At 45.6% G+C, this 17555-nt stretch carries 15 protein-coding genes; all 15 read right to left on the bottom strand.

Translation table 11 applies throughout. The features are described 5' to 3' along the window. Window positions 1-37: 37 nt before the first annotated feature. Window positions 38-3502, bottom strand: coding sequence for a DNA polymerase III subunit alpha (gene dnaE / locus AC27KT_RS13360; protein WP_487130714.1), 3465 nt, complete (start codon window positions 3500-3502; stop codon window positions 38-40). A 4-nt stretch (window positions 3503-3506) separates the two neighbouring features. After that, complete coding sequence (rnhB, locus tag AC27KT_RS13365; protein WP_487130716.1) at window positions 3507-4079, bottom strand: ribonuclease HII; 573 nt, start codon at window positions 4077-4079, stop codon at window positions 3507-3509. After that, a complete protein-coding gene (gene lpxB / locus AC27KT_RS13370) occupies window positions 4072-5220 on the bottom strand; it encodes a lipid-A-disaccharide synthase (protein WP_487130718.1) in 1149 nt (382 codons plus the stop codon). Before lpxB ends, rnhB begins: the two co-directional genes overlap by 8 nt. A gap of 2 nt (window positions 5221-5222) precedes the next feature. Continuing rightward, window positions 5223-5993, bottom strand: a complete 771-nt coding sequence (gene lpxA, locus AC27KT_RS13375) for an acyl-ACP--UDP-N-acetylglucosamine O-acyltransferase (RefSeq protein ID WP_487130720.1) — start codon at window positions 5991-5993, stop codon at window positions 5223-5225. 1 nt (window position 5994) lies between these two features. Beyond that, window positions 5995-6444: a 3-hydroxyacyl-ACP dehydratase FabZ gene (gene fabZ, locus AC27KT_RS13380; protein ID WP_487130722.1), complete on the bottom strand. Its 450-nt coding sequence runs from the start codon at window positions 6442-6444 to the stop codon at window positions 5995-5997. A 192-nt stretch (window positions 6445-6636) separates the two neighbouring features. Continuing rightward, entirely contained in the window at window positions 6637-7152 is a 516-nt protein-coding gene (locus tag AC27KT_RS13385; RefSeq protein ID WP_487130724.1) for an OmpH family outer membrane protein, read from the bottom strand. Window positions 7153-7212: 60 nt separating this feature from the next. Beyond that, window positions 7213-9690 carry an outer membrane protein assembly factor BamA gene (gene bamA / locus AC27KT_RS13390; RefSeq protein ID WP_487130726.1) on the bottom strand — a complete coding sequence of 826 codons (2478 nt, stop codon included), beginning with the start codon at window positions 9688-9690 and terminating at the stop codon, window positions 7213-7215. A 58-nt stretch (window positions 9691-9748) separates the two neighbouring features. Continuing rightward, window positions 9749-11101 carry a sigma E protease regulator RseP gene (gene rseP, locus AC27KT_RS13395; RefSeq protein WP_487130728.1) on the bottom strand — a complete coding sequence of 451 codons (1353 nt, stop codon included), beginning with the start codon at window positions 11099-11101 and terminating at the stop codon, window positions 9749-9751. Further along, a complete protein-coding gene (ispC, locus tag AC27KT_RS13400; protein WP_487130730.1) occupies window positions 11095-12282 on the bottom strand; it encodes a 1-deoxy-D-xylulose-5-phosphate reductoisomerase in 1188 nt (395 codons plus the stop codon). The genes rseP and ispC overlap by 7 nt, the downstream gene beginning before the upstream one ends. Continuing rightward, window positions 12282-13145, bottom strand: coding sequence for a phosphatidate cytidylyltransferase (locus AC27KT_RS13405; protein WP_136780675.1), 864 nt, complete (start codon window positions 13143-13145; stop codon window positions 12282-12284). The genes ispC and AC27KT_RS13405 overlap by 1 nt, the downstream gene beginning before the upstream one ends. 54 nt (window positions 13146-13199) lie before the next feature. Continuing rightward, window positions 13200-13982 carry a polyprenyl diphosphate synthase gene (uppS, locus tag AC27KT_RS13410; RefSeq protein WP_487130733.1) on the bottom strand — a complete coding sequence of 261 codons (783 nt, stop codon included), beginning with the start codon at window positions 13980-13982 and terminating at the stop codon, window positions 13200-13202. A 9-nt stretch (window positions 13983-13991) separates the two neighbouring features. Further along, entirely contained in the window at window positions 13992-14549 is a 558-nt protein-coding gene (gene frr, locus AC27KT_RS13415) for a ribosome recycling factor (protein WP_014948555.1), read from the bottom strand. Between the two features lie 23 nt (window positions 14550-14572). Then, a complete protein-coding gene (gene pyrH / locus AC27KT_RS13420) occupies window positions 14573-15310 on the bottom strand; it encodes a UMP kinase (protein WP_069943865.1) in 738 nt (245 codons plus the stop codon). 238 nt (window positions 15311-15548) lie between these two features. Continuing rightward, window positions 15549-16421, bottom strand: a complete 873-nt coding sequence (gene tsf, locus AC27KT_RS13425; RefSeq protein WP_487130736.1) for a translation elongation factor Ts — start codon at window positions 16419-16421, stop codon at window positions 15549-15551. A 121-nt stretch (window positions 16422-16542) separates the two neighbouring features. Beyond that, complete coding sequence (gene rpsB / locus AC27KT_RS13430; RefSeq protein WP_487130738.1) at window positions 16543-17274, bottom strand: 30S ribosomal protein S2; 732 nt, start codon at window positions 17272-17274, stop codon at window positions 16543-16545. Between the last annotated feature and the right edge of the window lie 281 nt (window positions 17275-17555).

Here is a 17555-nt window from a genome sequence, read left to right on the forward strand (position 1 = left end):
GCAAACGCGAGATGTCCAATCTATCGAACTCTTGCCCCTAATGGTAGAGAATTGAAACGGCTTTGTCTCCCAAACATTGTTTGAGATCGTGCAAAAGTTGGTCTTCAGGGGTAACGTACCATCTTGCACCACACGCTAAGGTTACTTCAGCGTCTGGATGGGTTACCGCTAACTGAACAGGACAACTTCCGCCGTTAAATGCCTGCAGGATAGATTGCATCTGACTCATTTTTTTCGGTTCAAGCAGCTGGGTATCAATATTTAGTGCCAGCGCTCTCGCGTTTTTCTCTCGTGCCTGAACAATGTCCATTACATCACGGGCGGTGATTGTATTGCCCCCAGAGAAATCATCAAAGCTGACCTGTCCCTTTATAAGCAATATTCTGTCAGTTTCTAACACACTTTCGAACTGTTCGTACATATCGGGGAAGAAACGAACGTCTATTCTGGCACTCTTATCATCCAGTGTCACTATGGCCCAACGACGCCCGCGCTTGTTCGTCATAACACGCACACCAAGCACCAACCCTACTGCACTGGCCATTTGATCTTTGTTGGTTGGTTTTAAATCAACTAAACGCCCGTCGGTGTAGTAACGCAGTTCTTCCGCGTATTGATTGATGGGGTGACCGGTTAAGTACAAGCCCAGAGTATCTTTTTCACCTTCTAGCCATACTTTTTCAGGCCACTCAGGAACATCAGCGAACGCTTGTTTCACATCTTCAGGCTCGGTAGTCAGAAGGCCAAACATGTCTGACTGACCAAATGACTCGGCTTTTGCATGCTGTCCAGCGGCGGCAAGGGCCTCGGGTAAACTCGCCATAAGACTAGCGCGGTGGGGGCCTAAGTTGTCCATTGCCCCCGCTAATACTAGCTTTTCTAGCACTCGCTTGTTTACCCGTTTAATGTCTATCTTGGCGCAGAAATCAAAAAGATCCTTAAATGCCCCTTGGGTCTCCCGCGCTTCAATAATCGCTTCAATTGGGCCTTCACCTACCCCTTTAATCGCACCAATACCGTAAACAATGCGGCCTTCGCTATCGACGGTAAATTTGTATTTACCTGCATTTAAATCTGGCGGCAGTATTTCGATGCCCATGCGCTCACATTCATCGACAAGCGTCACGATTTTATCGGTGTTATCCATATCCGCCGACATTACCGCAGCCATGAATTCCGCAGGATAATGCACTTTCAGCCACAGGGTTTGGTAAGACACCAAGGCATAAGCGGCAGAGTGAGATTTGTTAAACCCGTAACCCGCAAACTTTTCTACCAAGTCGAAGATTTTCATCGCTAGGTCTGGGTCAATATTATTGCCCTTCGCACCTTCAGCGAACGTGCCGCGCTGCTTGGCCATTTCTTCAGGCTTTTTCTTACCCATCGCACGACGAAGCAAGTCAGCGCCACCCAGTGAGTAGCCCGCCATTTCCTGGGCTATCTGCATTACCTGTTCCTGATACAAGATAATGCCATAGGTGGGCTCTAGAATTTCCTGTAAGCACTCGTGCTGATATTCAGCATCGGGGTAGGAAATTTCTTCACGCCCGTGCTTACGGTCAATAAAGTTATCTACCATGCCTGATTGCAGCGGGCCCGGACGGAACAGGGCCACCAGTGCGATAATATCTTCGAAGCAGTCAGGTTTGAGGCGCTTAATTAGCTCCTTCATACCGCGAGATTCCAGCTGGAATACCGCAGTTGTCTCAGCGTTTTGAAGGGTTCTAAAACTCTTAGGATCTTCAAGAGGAATAGCGCTGATATCGACATCAACGTTCTTCCCTTCTTTGATCATATCTATTGCCCACTGAATAATAGTCAGCGTACGAAGACCTAAGAAGTCGAATTTTACCAAGCCTGCCGTTTCAACGTCGTTTTTGTCGAACTGGGTTACGGGGTTTTTACCTTCGTCATCACAATACAAAGGCGAGAAATCTGTGATTGTGGTTGGCGCAATAACAACACCACCGGCGTGTTTACCAGCGTTTCGGGTAACCCCTTCAAGTATTCGCGCCATATCGATAAGGTCTTTCACTTCCTCATCGCTTTCATAAACTTCTGGTAGCTGTGGCTCTGCTTTAAACGCCTTTTCAAGCGTCATGCCTGGATCGGGTGGAATCAGCTTCGAGATCCTATCTACAAAGCCGTATGGGTGACCAAGCACGCGGCCTACGTCGCGCACTACCGCTTTCGCCGCCATGGTACCGAATGTAATAATCTGCGATACCGCCTGACGCCCATAAAGCTCAGCAACGTGGTCGATTACCTCGTCTCGTCTATCCATACAAAAGTCGACGTCGAAGTCGGGCATGGATACACGCTCTGGGTTCAAGAAACGTTCGAATAGCAAATCGAATTCAAGCGGATCTAGGTCAGTAATTTTTAGGGCATAAGCCACCAGTGAACCCGCACCAGAGCCCCGTCCAGGCCCTACCGGAATTCCGTTATCCTTACTCCACTGAATGAACTCCATTACAATAAGGAAGTAGCCCGGGAACCCCATTTGGTTGATAACTTCAAGCTCAATGCGAAGTCGGTCATCGTACTCTGGGCGTTTGGCTTTGCGCACTTCTTCATCGGGAAATAGAAATTCTAGACGTTCTTCCAACCCCTCTTCAGACACCTTAACCAAGAAGTCTTCGGTGGTCATACCGCCGGTTGGAAACTGTGGCAAGAAATATTCATTTAATCGGACAGTAACGTTACAGCGCTTGGCAATTTCAACCGTATTTTCTATGGCTTCAGGAATATCGCTAAATAACTCAACCATTTCCTCAGCAGTGCGCAGATATTGCTGGTCACTGTATCGTTTAGGCCGGCGGTTATCATCAAGCGTGTAGCCATCGTGAATACATACACGAATTTCGTGAGCATCAAAGCCTTCACGATCAATAAAGCACACTTCATTGGTGGTTACCACGGGTAAACCGCGCTGCTCAGCAAGCTCCACGGCAAGGTGCAAGTAATCTTCTTCACCTTGTCTACCGGTTCTAATAAGCTCTAAATAAAAGCGGTCGGGAAAATGAGTTTGATAAAACTCAAGGGCACTGTCGAGAATTTTGGCGTTGTTTTTCATTAAACCCACACCAACATCACCATGCTGTGCACCCGATAAAACAATCACACCTTCACTGTGCTCTGCTAACCATTCTTGATCGATAACCGCACGGTGTGCCAAGTGTCCACGAAGGTAGGCCTTGGAGATAAGAATAGTAATGTTCTTATATCCCTCATTATTCATTGCAATAAGGGTTAGTCTGAATGGTTCATCACCAAAGACTTCATTGGTCACCCAAAAATCGGTGCCGATAATGGGCTTAATACCTAAGTTATGTGCCTCGGAATAAAACTTTACCAAGCCACACATATTCATTTGGTCTGTGATCGCCACGGCAGGCATGCCAAGCGCGGCCACTTTACCTAAAATAGGCTTAACCTTATTCAGGCCGTCCATCATCGAAAAGTCGCTGTGAACACGTAAATGAATAAATGGCGATGACATGATGTTATTTCTCTTCGAGTAGCGCTTTTACAGGTTTAAAACTTTTTCGATAGCAATCTAAGATGCCATACTCAGCGATGGCTTCAAAGTGTGCTTTTGTGGGGTAACCTTTGTGCCCGGCAAAGTTATATTGTGGGTAGGCCTGGTGAAGCGAAATCATATCGTTATCTCGCTCTACCTTGGCAATAATTGACGCTGCTGAAATTTCAGCGTGCAGGCTATCGCCTTTCACTACCGCTTCAGAGTCAAAGTTCCACGCCGGTACGCGGTTGCCGTCTACATGCACAAAGTCAGGCCTTACAGGCAAACCTTCCACTGCGCGGATCATGGCGAGCATGGTAGCGTGCAGTATATTAAGTTTGTCTATTTCTTCTGGGCTCGCTCTACCAATATTCCAGTAGAGTGCTTTTTCACGAATTTCTTGGGCAAGGGCTACGCGCTTTTTTTCACTCAGTTTTTTAGAGTCTGTAAGCCCTTCAATGGGGTTTTCAGGGTCGAGAATGACCGCGGCGGTGACCACATCACCTACTAAAGGGCCGCGACCTACTTCATCAACGCCGGCAATTAACTTATGCAAACAATTCCTCCACGACAGCTTTTGCTGCTGTTTTATCAGCATTGCATTTTAGCGTATGGTGGAGGCTGGTGAAACGGGAAATCAGGGCAGAATTATCACTTTCGAAAAAGTTAAGTAACTGATTGCTCATATTCTCTGCATTTACTTCTTCTTGTAATAATTCAGGAATAATTGCCTCATCAGCCAATAAGTTTGGCAAAGTGAAGAACGGCGCTTTATACAAACGCTGCATAATTTTATATGTAAGCGGTGCGAGTAAATAAGCCGCTACCATGGGGCGCTTGCACAACATAGCTTCTAATGTAGCCGTGCCTGATGCAAGCAATATTACATCGCTAGCTATCATCGCATCCCGCGATGTACCTTGGGTTACCTGAATAGGTAAGCGTTCTTCTGCATTATCAGCTTCAAGTAAGAGTGCTTTTATTTGCGCAAGACGATGCTCATTTGCCGCAGGAATAAGAAATTGAATGTCGCTGCGTTTAGCATTAATGGCTTCGATTGTTTTTAGAAACACGGGAAGTAACGTATCTACTTCACCTCTGCGTGAACCAGGAAGTACAGCCAATACGGAAGCACTACTATCTACACCCAATTCCTGACGCGCCGCATTTTGGTCGGGCTCAATGGCTATGGCGTCAGCCATAGTATGTCCAACAAAGGTGTAGGGAACATGGTATTTGTCGTAAACCTGCTGCTCGAAAGGAAACAAACCCAACACGCGATTAGCTGCTTTTGCTATCTTGTGAATGCGTTTCTCACGCCACGCCCACACGGTAGGACTCACATAGTGCATGGTTTTGATACCGCGAGCTTTAAGTGCTTTTTCTACTCGAAGATTAAAATCAGGCGCGTCAATACCTACGAAAATATCTGGCGGATTTTGTTCAAAGTGAGCAAGAAGCTGCTTTTTAACTTTCAAGATGGCAGGTAGATGGGAAAGGACTTCAACAAGCCCCATAACCGACAAGGTTTCCATATCAAAGAGACTGTGGAAACCTGCGTTTATCATATTTGGACCGCCAATACCTTCGATAATAGCATCAGGGTATTGGCGTTTTAACTCTGCAACCATTCCGGCGGCAAGGACGTCACCAGAGGGCTCTCCGGCAACCATGCCGATACGAATTGGTTTAGACATAATTAGCGGATAATGCCTCGCTTCGAGTCTTGTAAAAACTGAACCATTAGCGCCACACCATCAAACTTTTCCGCTGGATCAGCAAGCTTGCCCACTGCTTCGTCAATAGTATTGCCTTCACGGTAAATCGCTTTATAGGCGCGCTTAATTTCAAGCACTTCTTCTTTTGAGAAACCACGGCGTTTCAAGCCTTCAGAGTTTATTCCCTGAGGAATATTCTTCTGGCCACTTACCATAACAAATGGAGGCACATCTCTTAGAATAATACCACCAGCGCCTAAAAAGGCATGCGCCCCAATTTTGCAAAACTGATGAATACCTGTAGCGCCACCAACAATAACGAAATCGTCAATATGGACGTGACCTGCAACCGCAACGTTATTTGCAATAATTATATCGTCACCGAGTACACAGTCATGGGCAATGTGTGCATTAGCCATAAATAAACCACGAGAGCCAATAATGGTGATGCTGTTGTCTTGGATAGTACCTCGGTGGACAGTTACCCCTTCTCTGAATTCGTTGTCATCGCCAATAACAAGTTCAGTAGGCTCGCCCGCATACTTCTTATCTTGGCAGTCTTCACCGATAGAAGAAAACTGATAAAACTTATTGTTTTTACCGATACGCGTCGGGCCGCGTACCACCACATGTGATTTCAGAATACAGCCATCGCCGATGGTGACGTTGTCGTCTACCACACAAAATGGACCTATAGTGACATTTTCACCAATTTTTGCACTTTCTGAAATTACCGCAGTAGGATGGATCACGTTACGCTATCTCTCTCATCGCACACATAAACTCTGCACTACAAGCTATGTCGCCGTCGACACTTGCAGTACCTTTAAATTTCCAAATCCCTCTGCGCTCTTTAACCAGAGCTACGTCAAACTCAAGCTTATCGCCCGGAACAACTGGACGTTTGAAGCGTGCGTTATCAATCCCTGCATATAAGTATAACTTATCATTGTTGCCCATGGTCTTAAAACCTAAAACACCGGCGGCCTGTGCCATCGCTTCAAGAATTAATACACCCGGGAAGATTGGCTGACCGGGGAAGTGCCCCATGAAACATGGCTCGTTGATAGTGATATTTTTATAAGCCTTTACAGAATCCCCCAGAACGTAATCAGTGACACGGTCAACGAGTAGAAATGGGTACCGATGTGGTAGCAGCTCCAAAATTTCCTGAATTTCAATGGTATTAAGTGAATTGGCCAAAAACTTTCTCCTATATACAAGCATGACCTACAACAATGTTAAACCAATACCGATGATGAACTGGTTTTAGGGTCAAACTCGCCGTAAAAATAAAAACGGCGGCAACCATACGCTGTAAAGCGCAAAAAACAAATCAGACCAACACCTTTGGGGAGTTGGTCTGATAAATTTTACAACTGACTAGTGCAGTTATTAGTTAGTTTTGCTTACTTGCTGAAGTACTTGTTCAGATAAGTCGTGCTCTTCTTTAGCAAACGCTACTGCACCTGCGTTAAGCACTAGGTCATAACCTTGCTTCGCTGCAACAGAGTCGATAGCTTGCTTGATGAGGCCAAGAAGTTTGTTACGCTCTTCGTTGCTGCGGCGTTGAATGTTTTGTTGCAGAGGCTGACCTTTTTTAGACAGCTCTTCACGTACTGACAAGATTTTCTGTTCTAGTTCTTTCTTCTCTGCGTCACTCATTGTCGCAGCGTCGCGCTGAAGACGCTCTGCATAGAACTGACCATCACGCTGTAGCTGATTCACTTCTTCAAGCTGATCTTTAAACTCAGCTTGAATCGCATTTTGAATCTCAGCCGCTTGCGGCATCGCTTGAAAAATATTTTGCACATCAACAACAGCCACTTTCTGTTCAGCCATTACAGATGTACTTACTAAAGCGCTACCCAACATTGCTCCTGCAACGATATGTTTAACCAACTGTTTCAAAGGGAACTCCTTTTGTGAATCTTATTATAGAGCGCGACCAAACGCGCTCGCTTTAATGTCTTAGAAAGTTTGACCAATATTGAAAGTGAAGAATCTTGCATCATCACCATCACGCTGCTGTATCGCTTTCGAGAAGCTGAATACCATCGGTCCCATTGGTGAAATCCACTGAACCGATACGCCTGCCGAGCTACGATACAGACTCCAGTCAGAATAGTCCAATAGCTCACCACGTTGAGTTGGTGCTACATCAAACTGACGGTAGTAGTCATAATCAAACTCAGTATCCCATACGTTACCCACATCCACAAACAAACTTGTGCGAACTGAGTTATCCATTTCTTCATCTACAAATGGCGTAGGAACAATTAGCTCAACGCCACCAAGCGCCATCGCGTTACCACCTAGGCTTCGTGTCGACCAAGAAAGTGCCGCGTCAGCTGGATCTGCTGGGAACACTTCACCATCCGGGCCGGTAATGCTTCCCGAGTTACCAAGGAAAACACCACGAGGGCCTACTGTGTTGTTTTCAAACCCACGCAGTGAATCTGAACCACCTGCCGTAAAGTTTTCAGTGAACGGCAGTATTTGTTCGTTGCCGTTAATGTCGCCATAGCCATTACCATACCCAAGTCGAATACGGGTTAAGAATGACCAGCGTTGATTACGCGAGAGCGGAAAATACCACTTGCCATCAAATACGGTTTTAAAGTAATTAACGTCCGAGTTGGGCGTGGTAATACTAACTGACGCACGTTGAGAAGAACCCGCTGTTGGGAATAGACCACGGTTAAGCGTGCTTCTGCTCCAGCTTACACTGGCTAGGTAGCTATCATATTTAATTGCAGCATCAGGGTCTTCACCGTTTGTAAACTGGTTGTAGAACTGCTCAGTTTGCTCGTAGTAACCCCGGTTAAATAGCTCAACGTTACTGTAGGTCAAACCAAAATTAATACGGTTAAACTCGTTAATTGGATAACCAATATTAGCACCGATTGACCAACGCTTAGAGTTGTACTGAATAACGTTAAAGTCTGAGCCATCAAACTCGCTGTAACCTAAACTACCACCAAGGCTAATACCGTCAATGGTAAAGTAAGGATCGTTATAAGTAATCTGCGCACTGCGCTGATATGAAACCGTGCTTAGGTTAAGACCCACACGTTTACCTGTACCCAAGAAGTTATCTTGCTGAATACCCGCCTGTAGGCTTAACTTAGTTCTGTCACCATAACCGATACCCGCGTTAAATGAACCTGAAGGCTGCTCTTTAACGTTATAATTAACGTCGACTTTATCTTCAGAGCCAGGGATACGTACCGTTTCAAATTCAACTTCTTCCATATAAGTAAGTCGAGAAAGCTGGTTCTTAGAAGACTCAAGTAAGTTATTCGACAGCCACGTACCTTCCATCTGGCTGACGTTTTGACGCAGAACACTATCGGCTGTTACTACGTTGCCGTTAAATTTAATGCGGTTGACGTAAATACGCTTACCTGGGTCAACTGATAACGTCAGTTTAACCGTTTTGTCTTCGTCGTTAATTTCGGGAACGGTAGTTACTGTTGGATAAGCGTACCCAAAGCGACCAAGATACTTACTGATAAACTCTTCTGTATAAGTCACTTCGGCTTGGTTATAGAGCTCGCCTTTCGTCAGCGGTAGTACGCGTTCAATATATTCTTCGTGTCCAAGTACATCGCCCACCAGCTCTACTTCAGAAATAGTGTATTGCTCACCTTCTGTTACGTTCATCGCAATGTAGATACCTGACTTTTCAGGTGTCATTGACACTTGAGTAGAGTCAACGTTAAAGCGAAGGTAACCACGGTTTAAGTAATGGTTACGCAGCGTTTCCATATCCCCTTGCAGCGTTTGCTGCTGGTACCGAGTTTCCGACAGGAAATCCCACCAAGGCGTGTCGTATTGCAGCTCGAAAGCATCCATCAGTTCTTCGTCTGAGAATATCTCGTTACCTACAATATTGATTTGTTCGATTTCAGCCGCGTCGCCTTCTTCGAAAAGCAATTTTAAATCAACTCTGTTACGCGGTAGCGGCGTGATAATAGCCGTCACGTCAGCATTATATTTACCTATGCTGTAAAAGAAGTCTTTTAGGCCATTCTCGATAGAGGTTAGTACGGTCTTATCGAGCGGCTCACCAATACGAACGCCGTTTCCGTCTAAGCTTTCCTGAAGTTGCTCATCTTTAATATCATCGTTGCCTTCAAAGATGATATTACTAATGGTAGGACGCTCAGCGACACGCACGACAAGCGTATTGCCATCACGAAGAATTTCAACATTTTCAAAGTGCGTTGAAGAGTACAACGAGCGAATTAGCTGCGTTACCCTGAATGTATTAAGCTCGTCGCCAACTTGAACGGGCAAGTAGGTTAAGGCTGCACCAAGTGCAACTCGTTGCAAACCTTCTACGCGAATGTCTTCAACGACAAATTCACTGTCTTGCGCCGCAGCATTGGCAAAGCTAGCACTGGAAAGAATGGCTCCGGCTGCTACTAACTGTTTTAACTTCATCTATTTTTCTTTTCCTGGCCGCGTTTTGTATTAGCTGTTTTGTACTTCCTGATTTGTATCAGGTTATGCGAGCGATATCGTTAAAAATTGCGATACCCATGATCATAAACAGAAGCACGCCACCTATTCTGTAACCCCATTCCTGTACTGCTTCAGGCACAGGTTTGCCTGTGATCCACTCCACGATGAAAAACATGAGGTGACCACCATCAAGCATGGGCAAGGGTAATAAATTTATTATGCCTAAATTTACGCTTATTAAGGCAAGAAAACTCAAAAAGTACGCAAGTCCATACCCAGCACTTGTTCCCGCACCTTGAGCAATTGAGATAGGCCCACTCAAATTCTTCACTGACACGTCGCCCGTGATGAGCTTACCTATCATTTCGACACTGAGTGTCATCAGGCGCCATGTTTTATCTAGCGCCTTCCCAATAGCCTCTATAATGCCATATTGATGCGTAAACACATACCCTTCAGGCCAAGGCTCGAATGTTGGGCTAACACCTAAATACCCACTTTGCCCTTGTGGTGTATCACGGCGCGCAATCGTGGCATCTAATGTCAGCGGCTGTCCATCCCTTTCTATATCGAGAGAAATACGCTCACCGGGACTTTCAACAATCACGTCGACTAGACTTTCCCACGATGACAACTTAGTTCCATTTAATGCAATAAGCTCATCACCGGGTTTTAACCCTGCTTCCTGCGCTGCACTCCCTTCACCTACAAACCCAACGGTTAACGTTGCATCTGGACGATAAGGGGTTAGTCCTAAGCTGCTTAAAGGAGACTCACTATCTGGGTCAAAGTTCCAAGAACCCAGCGTAAAAGTCAGTTCTTTTTCAACGTTTGCTGGATTTTTAACCGTAACACTAGCATTTTCAGCCCCAATATTTGAGACAATTTCTAAGTTAACGGCTTCCCAATCAGGTGTATTTCTACTGCCAACTTTAATAATTTCATCACCAGGTTGCACACCAGCGATAGCTGCGATGCTTTCTGACTCAACCTGTTTAACGACTGGCTTAACCGTTTCCAGCCCCACCAGATACATTAACCACAGCGCGAAAAATGCGAAGATAAAGTTAACGCCAGGGCCAGCAGCAATAACCGCCATGCGCTGCAAAACGGGTTTGTTGTTAAACGCTTTGTCTTCTAACTCAGGCGGTACGTCATCAATGCGTCCATCGAGCATGCGAACGTAACCACCAAGCGGAATCATAGCGATAACATATTCTGTACCGGACTTACTTAACTTGCGCCAAATTGGCTTACCAAATCCAATTGAGAAACGCTCTACCTGTACACCGCATTTGCGAGCAACGTAAAAGTGCCCCCATTCGTGTACGGCAACTAAAATACCTAAAGCAACAATGAATGCCCCTAGGCTCCATAAAAATGCTAGCACTGGAATTTACCTCGAATAATCTCGTTAGCTTTTGTTCTTGCTAGTGAGTCTTGTTCTACTATTTGTTGAATAGAACTTACCGATACGTGCGGCATAGCGTTGAGCGTAGCGTCGTTTACTTTAGCAATATCACAAAACTGAATTTTGCCCTCTAAAAAAGCTTCTACAGCCACTTCATTTGACGCATTGATTCTTGTCGTTGCACATTGCCCTTCCTTACATGCGTCAATAGCCAATTTCAAATTAGGATAACGCTCAAAACAAGGGGTCTGAAAACTGAAATTGCCAATATCAGAAAAATCGAGGGGCGTTACACCCGCTTCAATGCGCGCTGGGTGAGCTAAGCCATAGGCAATAGGGGTGCGCATGTCAGGGTTGCCCATTTGTGCGATCACCGACCCATCAACATATTGCACCATAGAATGAATAATACTTTGCGGGTGAATTACCACATCGATATCATCAGCGCCGGCACCGAACAGCCAGCAGGCTTCAATAAACTCCAGCCCCTTGTTCATCATAGTCGCAGAGTCGATTGTTATTTTTCTGCCCATCGACCAGTTAGGGTGTGTGCTGGCTTCATCAATAGTAATTGACGAGAAGCTATCTAAAGGCCTTTCTCTAAACGGCCCACCTGAGCCCGTTAATAAAATTTTACGAATGCCTGATGCCGTGAAGTTACCGTATTCATAGTCGTGTGGAAGACACTGGAATATGGCATTGTGTTCGCTGTCGATAGGAAGGATTTCAGCGCCGCTTTGGTTCGCAGCCTCAATAAATAAAGCACCAGACATGACTAACGCTTCTTTGTTGGCAAGCAAAACACGTTTGCCCGCTTTTACTGCTGCTAGTGTGGGTAAAAGCCCTGCTGCACCCACAATAGCTGCCATTACAGCATCAACTTCAGGCGCGCTTGATACTTCTTCCAGCGCCTTAGCGCCAGCGAGGATCTCTGCATCAACACCGTACTGAGATGCTAACTCGCAGGCTAGTTTGTAATTAGCTTCATCAGCAATTACCACATAGCGCGGCGCGCATTTCTGGGCCTGCTCCATAAGCAACTCAAGCTGCGAGTTGCCAGTAATAGCAAATACACGATATTTATCTGGGTGGCGGTTTATTACGTCGAGTGTATTACAACCAATGGAGCCTGTGGCCCCTAACACTGTTACTGTTTGCATTACGCCATCCAGGTTACATAGCAGAACGCAAAAACAGGGAATGCTGCGGTTAAGCTGTCTATTCTATCAAGCACACCACCGTGCCCTGGGAGAATTTTGCCGCTGTCTTTAATACCCGCACAGCGCTTAAGCATGCTCTCGTTCAAATCGCCAAGGGCTGAAACTGCAACAGTAATACCGCCAATAGCAAGGTGAAGCCAAATACGCGAAGGCTCTACCTGATAGTGAAGAGCCGCAAAAGCGATAATAGCGAACGAGGCTGCAATACCGCCTAATAAGCCTTCTAAACTTTTACCTGGCGATACATTAGGGCGCAGCTTGTGGCGTCCAAATTTTACGCCAACAAAGAATGCACCTATATCTGCCGCCCAAACGATGCCCAGCACATAGAAGATAAGTGAAGCACCGTAAAACGGGTCTACATCGTGCAGGCTCGTGCGAAGTGCAACAACTGCTACCCATGTTGGAATAAGCGTAAGCGCTCCAAACAGGGTTCTAACACTGCGGCTATCCTTCCAGAATTTTGAGTATTTGGGATAAGCAAGCACCATAAATAAAGATGCTATCCACCATAGAACGGCGACACTTAATATTGCGCGATACAAGCCATGCAACTGCCCCTGATACCAAATGGTGCTGGCATCTACAATAAGGGATAAGGCAATACATATAGCAAATGCACCTCCCATGTAGATAAGCTTTTTAGGACGCTCGCACACACCGGACATATTTGCCCACTCGTAGGCACCGATGCCTACCACACCGGCAATGGCTATTTCGAACCAAAATATTGGGAGGAACAAAATAGCGTAAAGCGCCAGTGGCGCTAGGATTAATGCAGTTATTATTCGTTGTTTTAGCATAATTTGCCCTTGGCTTTTGTTACCAGGGCTAGCCTGATAATTGCCTGCATGGTATTAACCATCGGCTGTGACTACCTGTTCACCGGTCAAACCGAATCTTCGTTGACGAACATTAAAATCATCTACGGCCAATTGAAACACGTCTTCATTGAAGTCGGGCCATAGTACATCGGTGAAATACAATTCGGCATAAGCACATTGCCATAGCAAAAAATTACTAATTCGGTGCTCGCCACCAGTGCGAATAAGAAGATCTAACTCTGGAAGGTTAGCTGTAGAGATGTACGTACCTAGCGCTTCTTCACTGATGTTATCTACATCAAGCCCGCCACTTTTAACCTGCGATGCGAGTTGCTTGGCCGCATTTACGATGTCCCATCTACCGCCATAGTTTGCTGCGATATTTAAGACCAAATCTTTGTTGTCTTTGGTCATGTCTTCAGCTTTGCGAATTTTTTCGACTAGCTTGGCGTCGAAAGCCTCAACATCACCAATAACCTGCAAGCGTACACCATTTTTATGTAGGCGTTTTGCTTCGCTATTGAGGACGAGATTAAACAACTCCATAAGGACGCTGACTTCTTCCTCGGGACGTTTCCAGTTTTCACTTGAAAACGCGAATAGCGTTAGTGATTCGATACCGTTTTGACGTGCAAAGCGCACAACAGAACGAACAGACTCTACCCCGGCCTTATGACCAAAGGTACGAATTTTCCCTTTCTTTTGCGCCCATCGACCATTACCATCCATAATGATTGCAACATGCTTCGGGCCAGCAGACTCTGCTGGCACCTCGGCTTTTGTCGATTTGGCTGCGCTTAAACGCTTTCCAATCATAATACTTACTTATACTTCCATTAGTTCTTTTTCTTTGTCAGCAAGCATGCTGTCAACTTTCTTAATGAAATCGTTAGTAATAGATTGAATGTTCTCTTCCGCTGCGCGGCTCTCATCTTCACTGATTTCTTTTTCTTTTAGAAGATCTTTGATGTCACCGTTAGCGTCACGACGAATATTGCGGATAGCAACACGACCACCTTCTGCTTCGTTGCGTACAACGCGGATAAGGTCTTTACGACGCTCTTCTGTAAGCGGCGGAAGAGGAATGCGAATTGAACCGCCTGCACTCATTGGGTTTAACCCCAGGTCAGATTGCATAATCGCTTTTTCAACCGCTTGGATAGCGCTTTTATCGAAAACAGTTAACGCTAGCGTACGGCTGTCTTCCGCAACGACGTTAGCGACTTGCTTAAGCGGCGTGTCTACGCCGTAATAAGGTACCATGATGCCATCTAGAAGGCTTGGATGCGCACGACCAGTGCGGATTTTGCTGAATTGGCCTTTTAGAGAAACTAGGCTTTTTTCCATGCGCTCTTGCGCATCTAATTCAATTTCATCAATCACGTTTTGTATCCTATTGTTCTTAATTAATCGTTGTCAGCATGGCAAATGACGGTACCTTCTTTTTCACCCATCACCACACGCTTGAGGCAACCCGGCTTATTCATGTTGAATACGCGAATTGGTAAGCTGTGATCTCGTGCTAGAGTGAAAGCTGACAAGTCCATTACTTTTAATTCTTTTTCCAGCACTTCCTGGTAAGACAATTGATCATACAATGTCGCTTCAGGATTTTTTACTGGATCATCACTGTACACACCGTCTACTTTTGTGGCTTTAAGTACCGCATCGGCTTCAATTTCGATACCGCGTAAGCAAGCCGCTGAGTCAGTAGTGAAGAAGGGGTTACCAGTACCGGCAGAAAAGATAACAACGCGGCCCGACTTGAGAAGGCTAATAGCTTCTGCCCAGTTGTACGCATCGCACACGCCGTTTAGCGGGATAGCAGACATCATACGCGCGTTTACAAATGCACGATGAAGCGCGTCGCGCATAGCTAGACCGTTCATTACCGTAGCCAACATGCCCATGTGGTCGCCAACAACACGGTTCATTCCCGCTTTTGCTAAGCCTTCGCCACGGAACAAGTTACCACCACCGATAACAAGACCAACTTGAACACCAAGTTCAACCAGCTCTTTTATTTCCTGTGCCATTCTATCTAGCACTTTAGGGTCTATGCCAAAGCCTTCTTCGCCCATTAGGGCTTCACCACTAAGCTTTAACAGAATGCGTCGATATGCTGATTTTGGTGTGATACTCATAGTTTGAATCGTCCTCGTAAACCCGTTTTGTCCTATGTCTTTCAATAAAGCATTAACGTAAAAAACATAGGACAAAGCGCTTTCGTTTGTTTGGCAGGCGCACGCTTATAACTCGCCTAGCTTCACACTTGCGCACTGCATTAGCAATACCAAAGATATGCAGCTATAAAAAAGCACCTCCTAAGAGGTGCTTTGTAGTTTATCTAACTATTGCTTAATGCAAAAGATAAACACTCAATTATTTCTTAGCGGCAGCCATTTGAGCAGCTACTTCAGCAGCGAAGTCTTCAGTCTTCTTCTCGATACCTTCACCAACTTCGAATCGTACGAAGTTAATTACGTCTGCGCTGTTGTTCTTAAGAAGCTCAGCAACAGAGATTGAAGGGTCTTTAACGAAAGGCTGACCAGTCAAGCTCACTTCACCAGTGAACTTCTTCATGCGGCCTGCAACCATTTTCTCAGCGATATCAGCTGGCTTACCAGACTGGATAGCGATTTCGATTTGGATTTCTTTCTCTTTCTCAACAACTTCAGCCGGAACGTTTTCAGGCTTAACGAACTGCGGGCTAGCAGCTGCAACGTGCATTGCAACGTCTTTCGCTAGCTCTTCGTTACCGCCAGTAAGGATAGAGATTACACCAATACGGCCGCCGTGTACGTATGCACCTAGCGTGTCGCCTTCAACGTTGATAACGCGACGAGGAGAGATGTTTTCACCGATTTTAGCAACAAGTGCGTCACGAACTTCGCTTACTTTAGAACCGTTAAGTTCTGCATCGTTAAGCGCTTCGATGTCGTTGATGTTGTTAGCCGCTGCTACTTCTAGAAGCTCGTTACCGAACTTAAGGAAACCTTCGTCACGTGCTACGAAGTCAGTTTCACAGTTTAGTTCAAGCATGGTCGCGCGACCACCTTCAACTTTAGTAAGGATAACACCTTCAGCTGCGATACGGCCTGCTTTTTTAGCCGCTTTCGCTTGACCTGATTTACGCATGTTTTCAATGGCTAACTCAATGTCACCATCCGTTTCAACCAGGGCTTTTTTACAATCCAGCATACCTGCGCCAGTACGTTCGCGCAGTTCTTTAACTAGTGCTGCAGTCACTGCCATTTTTCAATTCCTCAGCATTAAATATAAATTCGTTAGGTAAAAGGGGCTATATCGCCCCTCTCAATACGTTTCGTATTGTAGAACCGCCATATTATCTTGATATGACAGTAAGCAATCAGAATTACTCTGCCGCTTCTACGAAGTCGTCTTGCTCAGCTTGTACTTCAAGGTTGCTTTCGCGACCTGAGTTGATAGCGTTTGCAGCAGCATCCAAGTAAAGTTGGATAGCGCGGATAGCATCGTCGTTACCAGGGATGATGTAATCAACACCGTCTGGGTTAGAGTTAGTATCAACAACACCAACAACAGGGATACCTAGGTTACGCGCTTCAGTGATAGCAATGTGCTCGTGATCTGCGTCGATAACAAAGATTGCGTCTGGAAGACCGCCCATGTCTTTGATACCGCCAAGGCTGTTTTCAAGCTTGTCCATTTCGCGCTGAAGCATAAGTGCTTCTTTCTTAGTTAGTTTCTCAAACGTACCGTCTTGGCTTTGCTGCTCAAGATCTTTAAGACGTTTGATTGACTGACGTACTGTTTTCCAGTTAGTCAGCATACCACCTAACCAACGCTTGTTTACGTAGTACTGGTCGCACTTAAGAGCAGCGTCTTTAACTGCTTCGCCAGCGGCGCGCTTAGTACCAACGAAAAGGATTTTACCTTTCTTAGACGCAACACTTGAAAGGTAGTTAAGTGCGTTGTTGAAAAGTGGAACCGTTTTTTCAAGGTTGATGATATGAACTTTGTTACGAGCGCCGAAGATGAAAGGCTTCATCTTTGGGTTCCAGTAACGAGTTTGGTGGCCGAAATGCACACCGGCTTTCAGCATGTCACGCATAGAAACATTAGCCATTTTATTTTCCTCTTGGGGTTAGGCCTCCATATACCCCTTGTATCGATTCAGACCAATCTTAATTGAACTGAACACCCCGATACGAAGTGACGGTATATGTGTGTTTTAATGAAATAAATTTACCCTCTAAAACGGTAGCAATTGCACACGGCAAAATGAGCTTTCCGTCAGGGCGCGCGCTTTATATCACAATCCAGCCCTACCCTCAAGTTTTGTGGGTAAAAAGCCAAAATTCAGCGCGTTCTCAGTAAAGAAGCGCAAAGCACGGTTAATTCACCACC

Source organism: Alteromonas sp. 5NW40-0090 (genome assembly GCF_057552975.1).

What these genes read in the sequence shown, in the direction of transcription:
- dnaE (WP_487130714.1), bottom strand. Translation starts at nt 3,502, where the DNA reads ATGTCATCGCCATTTATTCATTTACGTGTTCACAGCGACTTTTCGATG.
- lpxB (WP_487130718.1), bottom strand. Translation starts at nt 5,220, where the DNA reads ATGTCTAAACCAATTCGTATCGGCATGGTTGCCGGAGAGCCCTCTGGT.
- bamA (WP_487130726.1), bottom strand. Translation starts at nt 9,690, where the DNA reads ATGAAGTTAAAACAGTTAGTAGCAGCCGGAGCCATTCTTTCCAGTGCT.
- ispC (WP_487130730.1), bottom strand. Translation starts at nt 12,282, where the DNA reads ATGCAAACAGTAACAGTGTTAGGGGCCACAGGCTCCATTGGTTGTAAT.
- AC27KT_RS13405 (WP_136780675.1), bottom strand. Translation starts at nt 13,145, where the DNA reads ATGCTAAAACAACGAATAATAACTGCATTAATCCTAGCGCCACTGGCG.
- uppS (WP_487130733.1), bottom strand. Translation starts at nt 13,982, where the DNA reads ATGATTGGAAAGCGTTTAAGCGCAGCCAAATCGACAAAAGCCGAGGTG.
- pyrH (WP_069943865.1), bottom strand. Translation starts at nt 15,310, where the DNA reads ATGAGTATCACACCAAAATCAGCATATCGACGCATTCTGTTAAAGCTT.
- tsf (WP_487130736.1), bottom strand. Translation starts at nt 16,421, where the DNA reads ATGGCAGTGACTGCAGCACTAGTTAAAGAACTGCGCGAACGTACTGGC.
- rpsB (WP_487130738.1), bottom strand. Translation starts at nt 17,274, where the DNA reads ATGGCTAATGTTTCTATGCGTGACATGCTGAAAGCCGGTGTGCATTTC.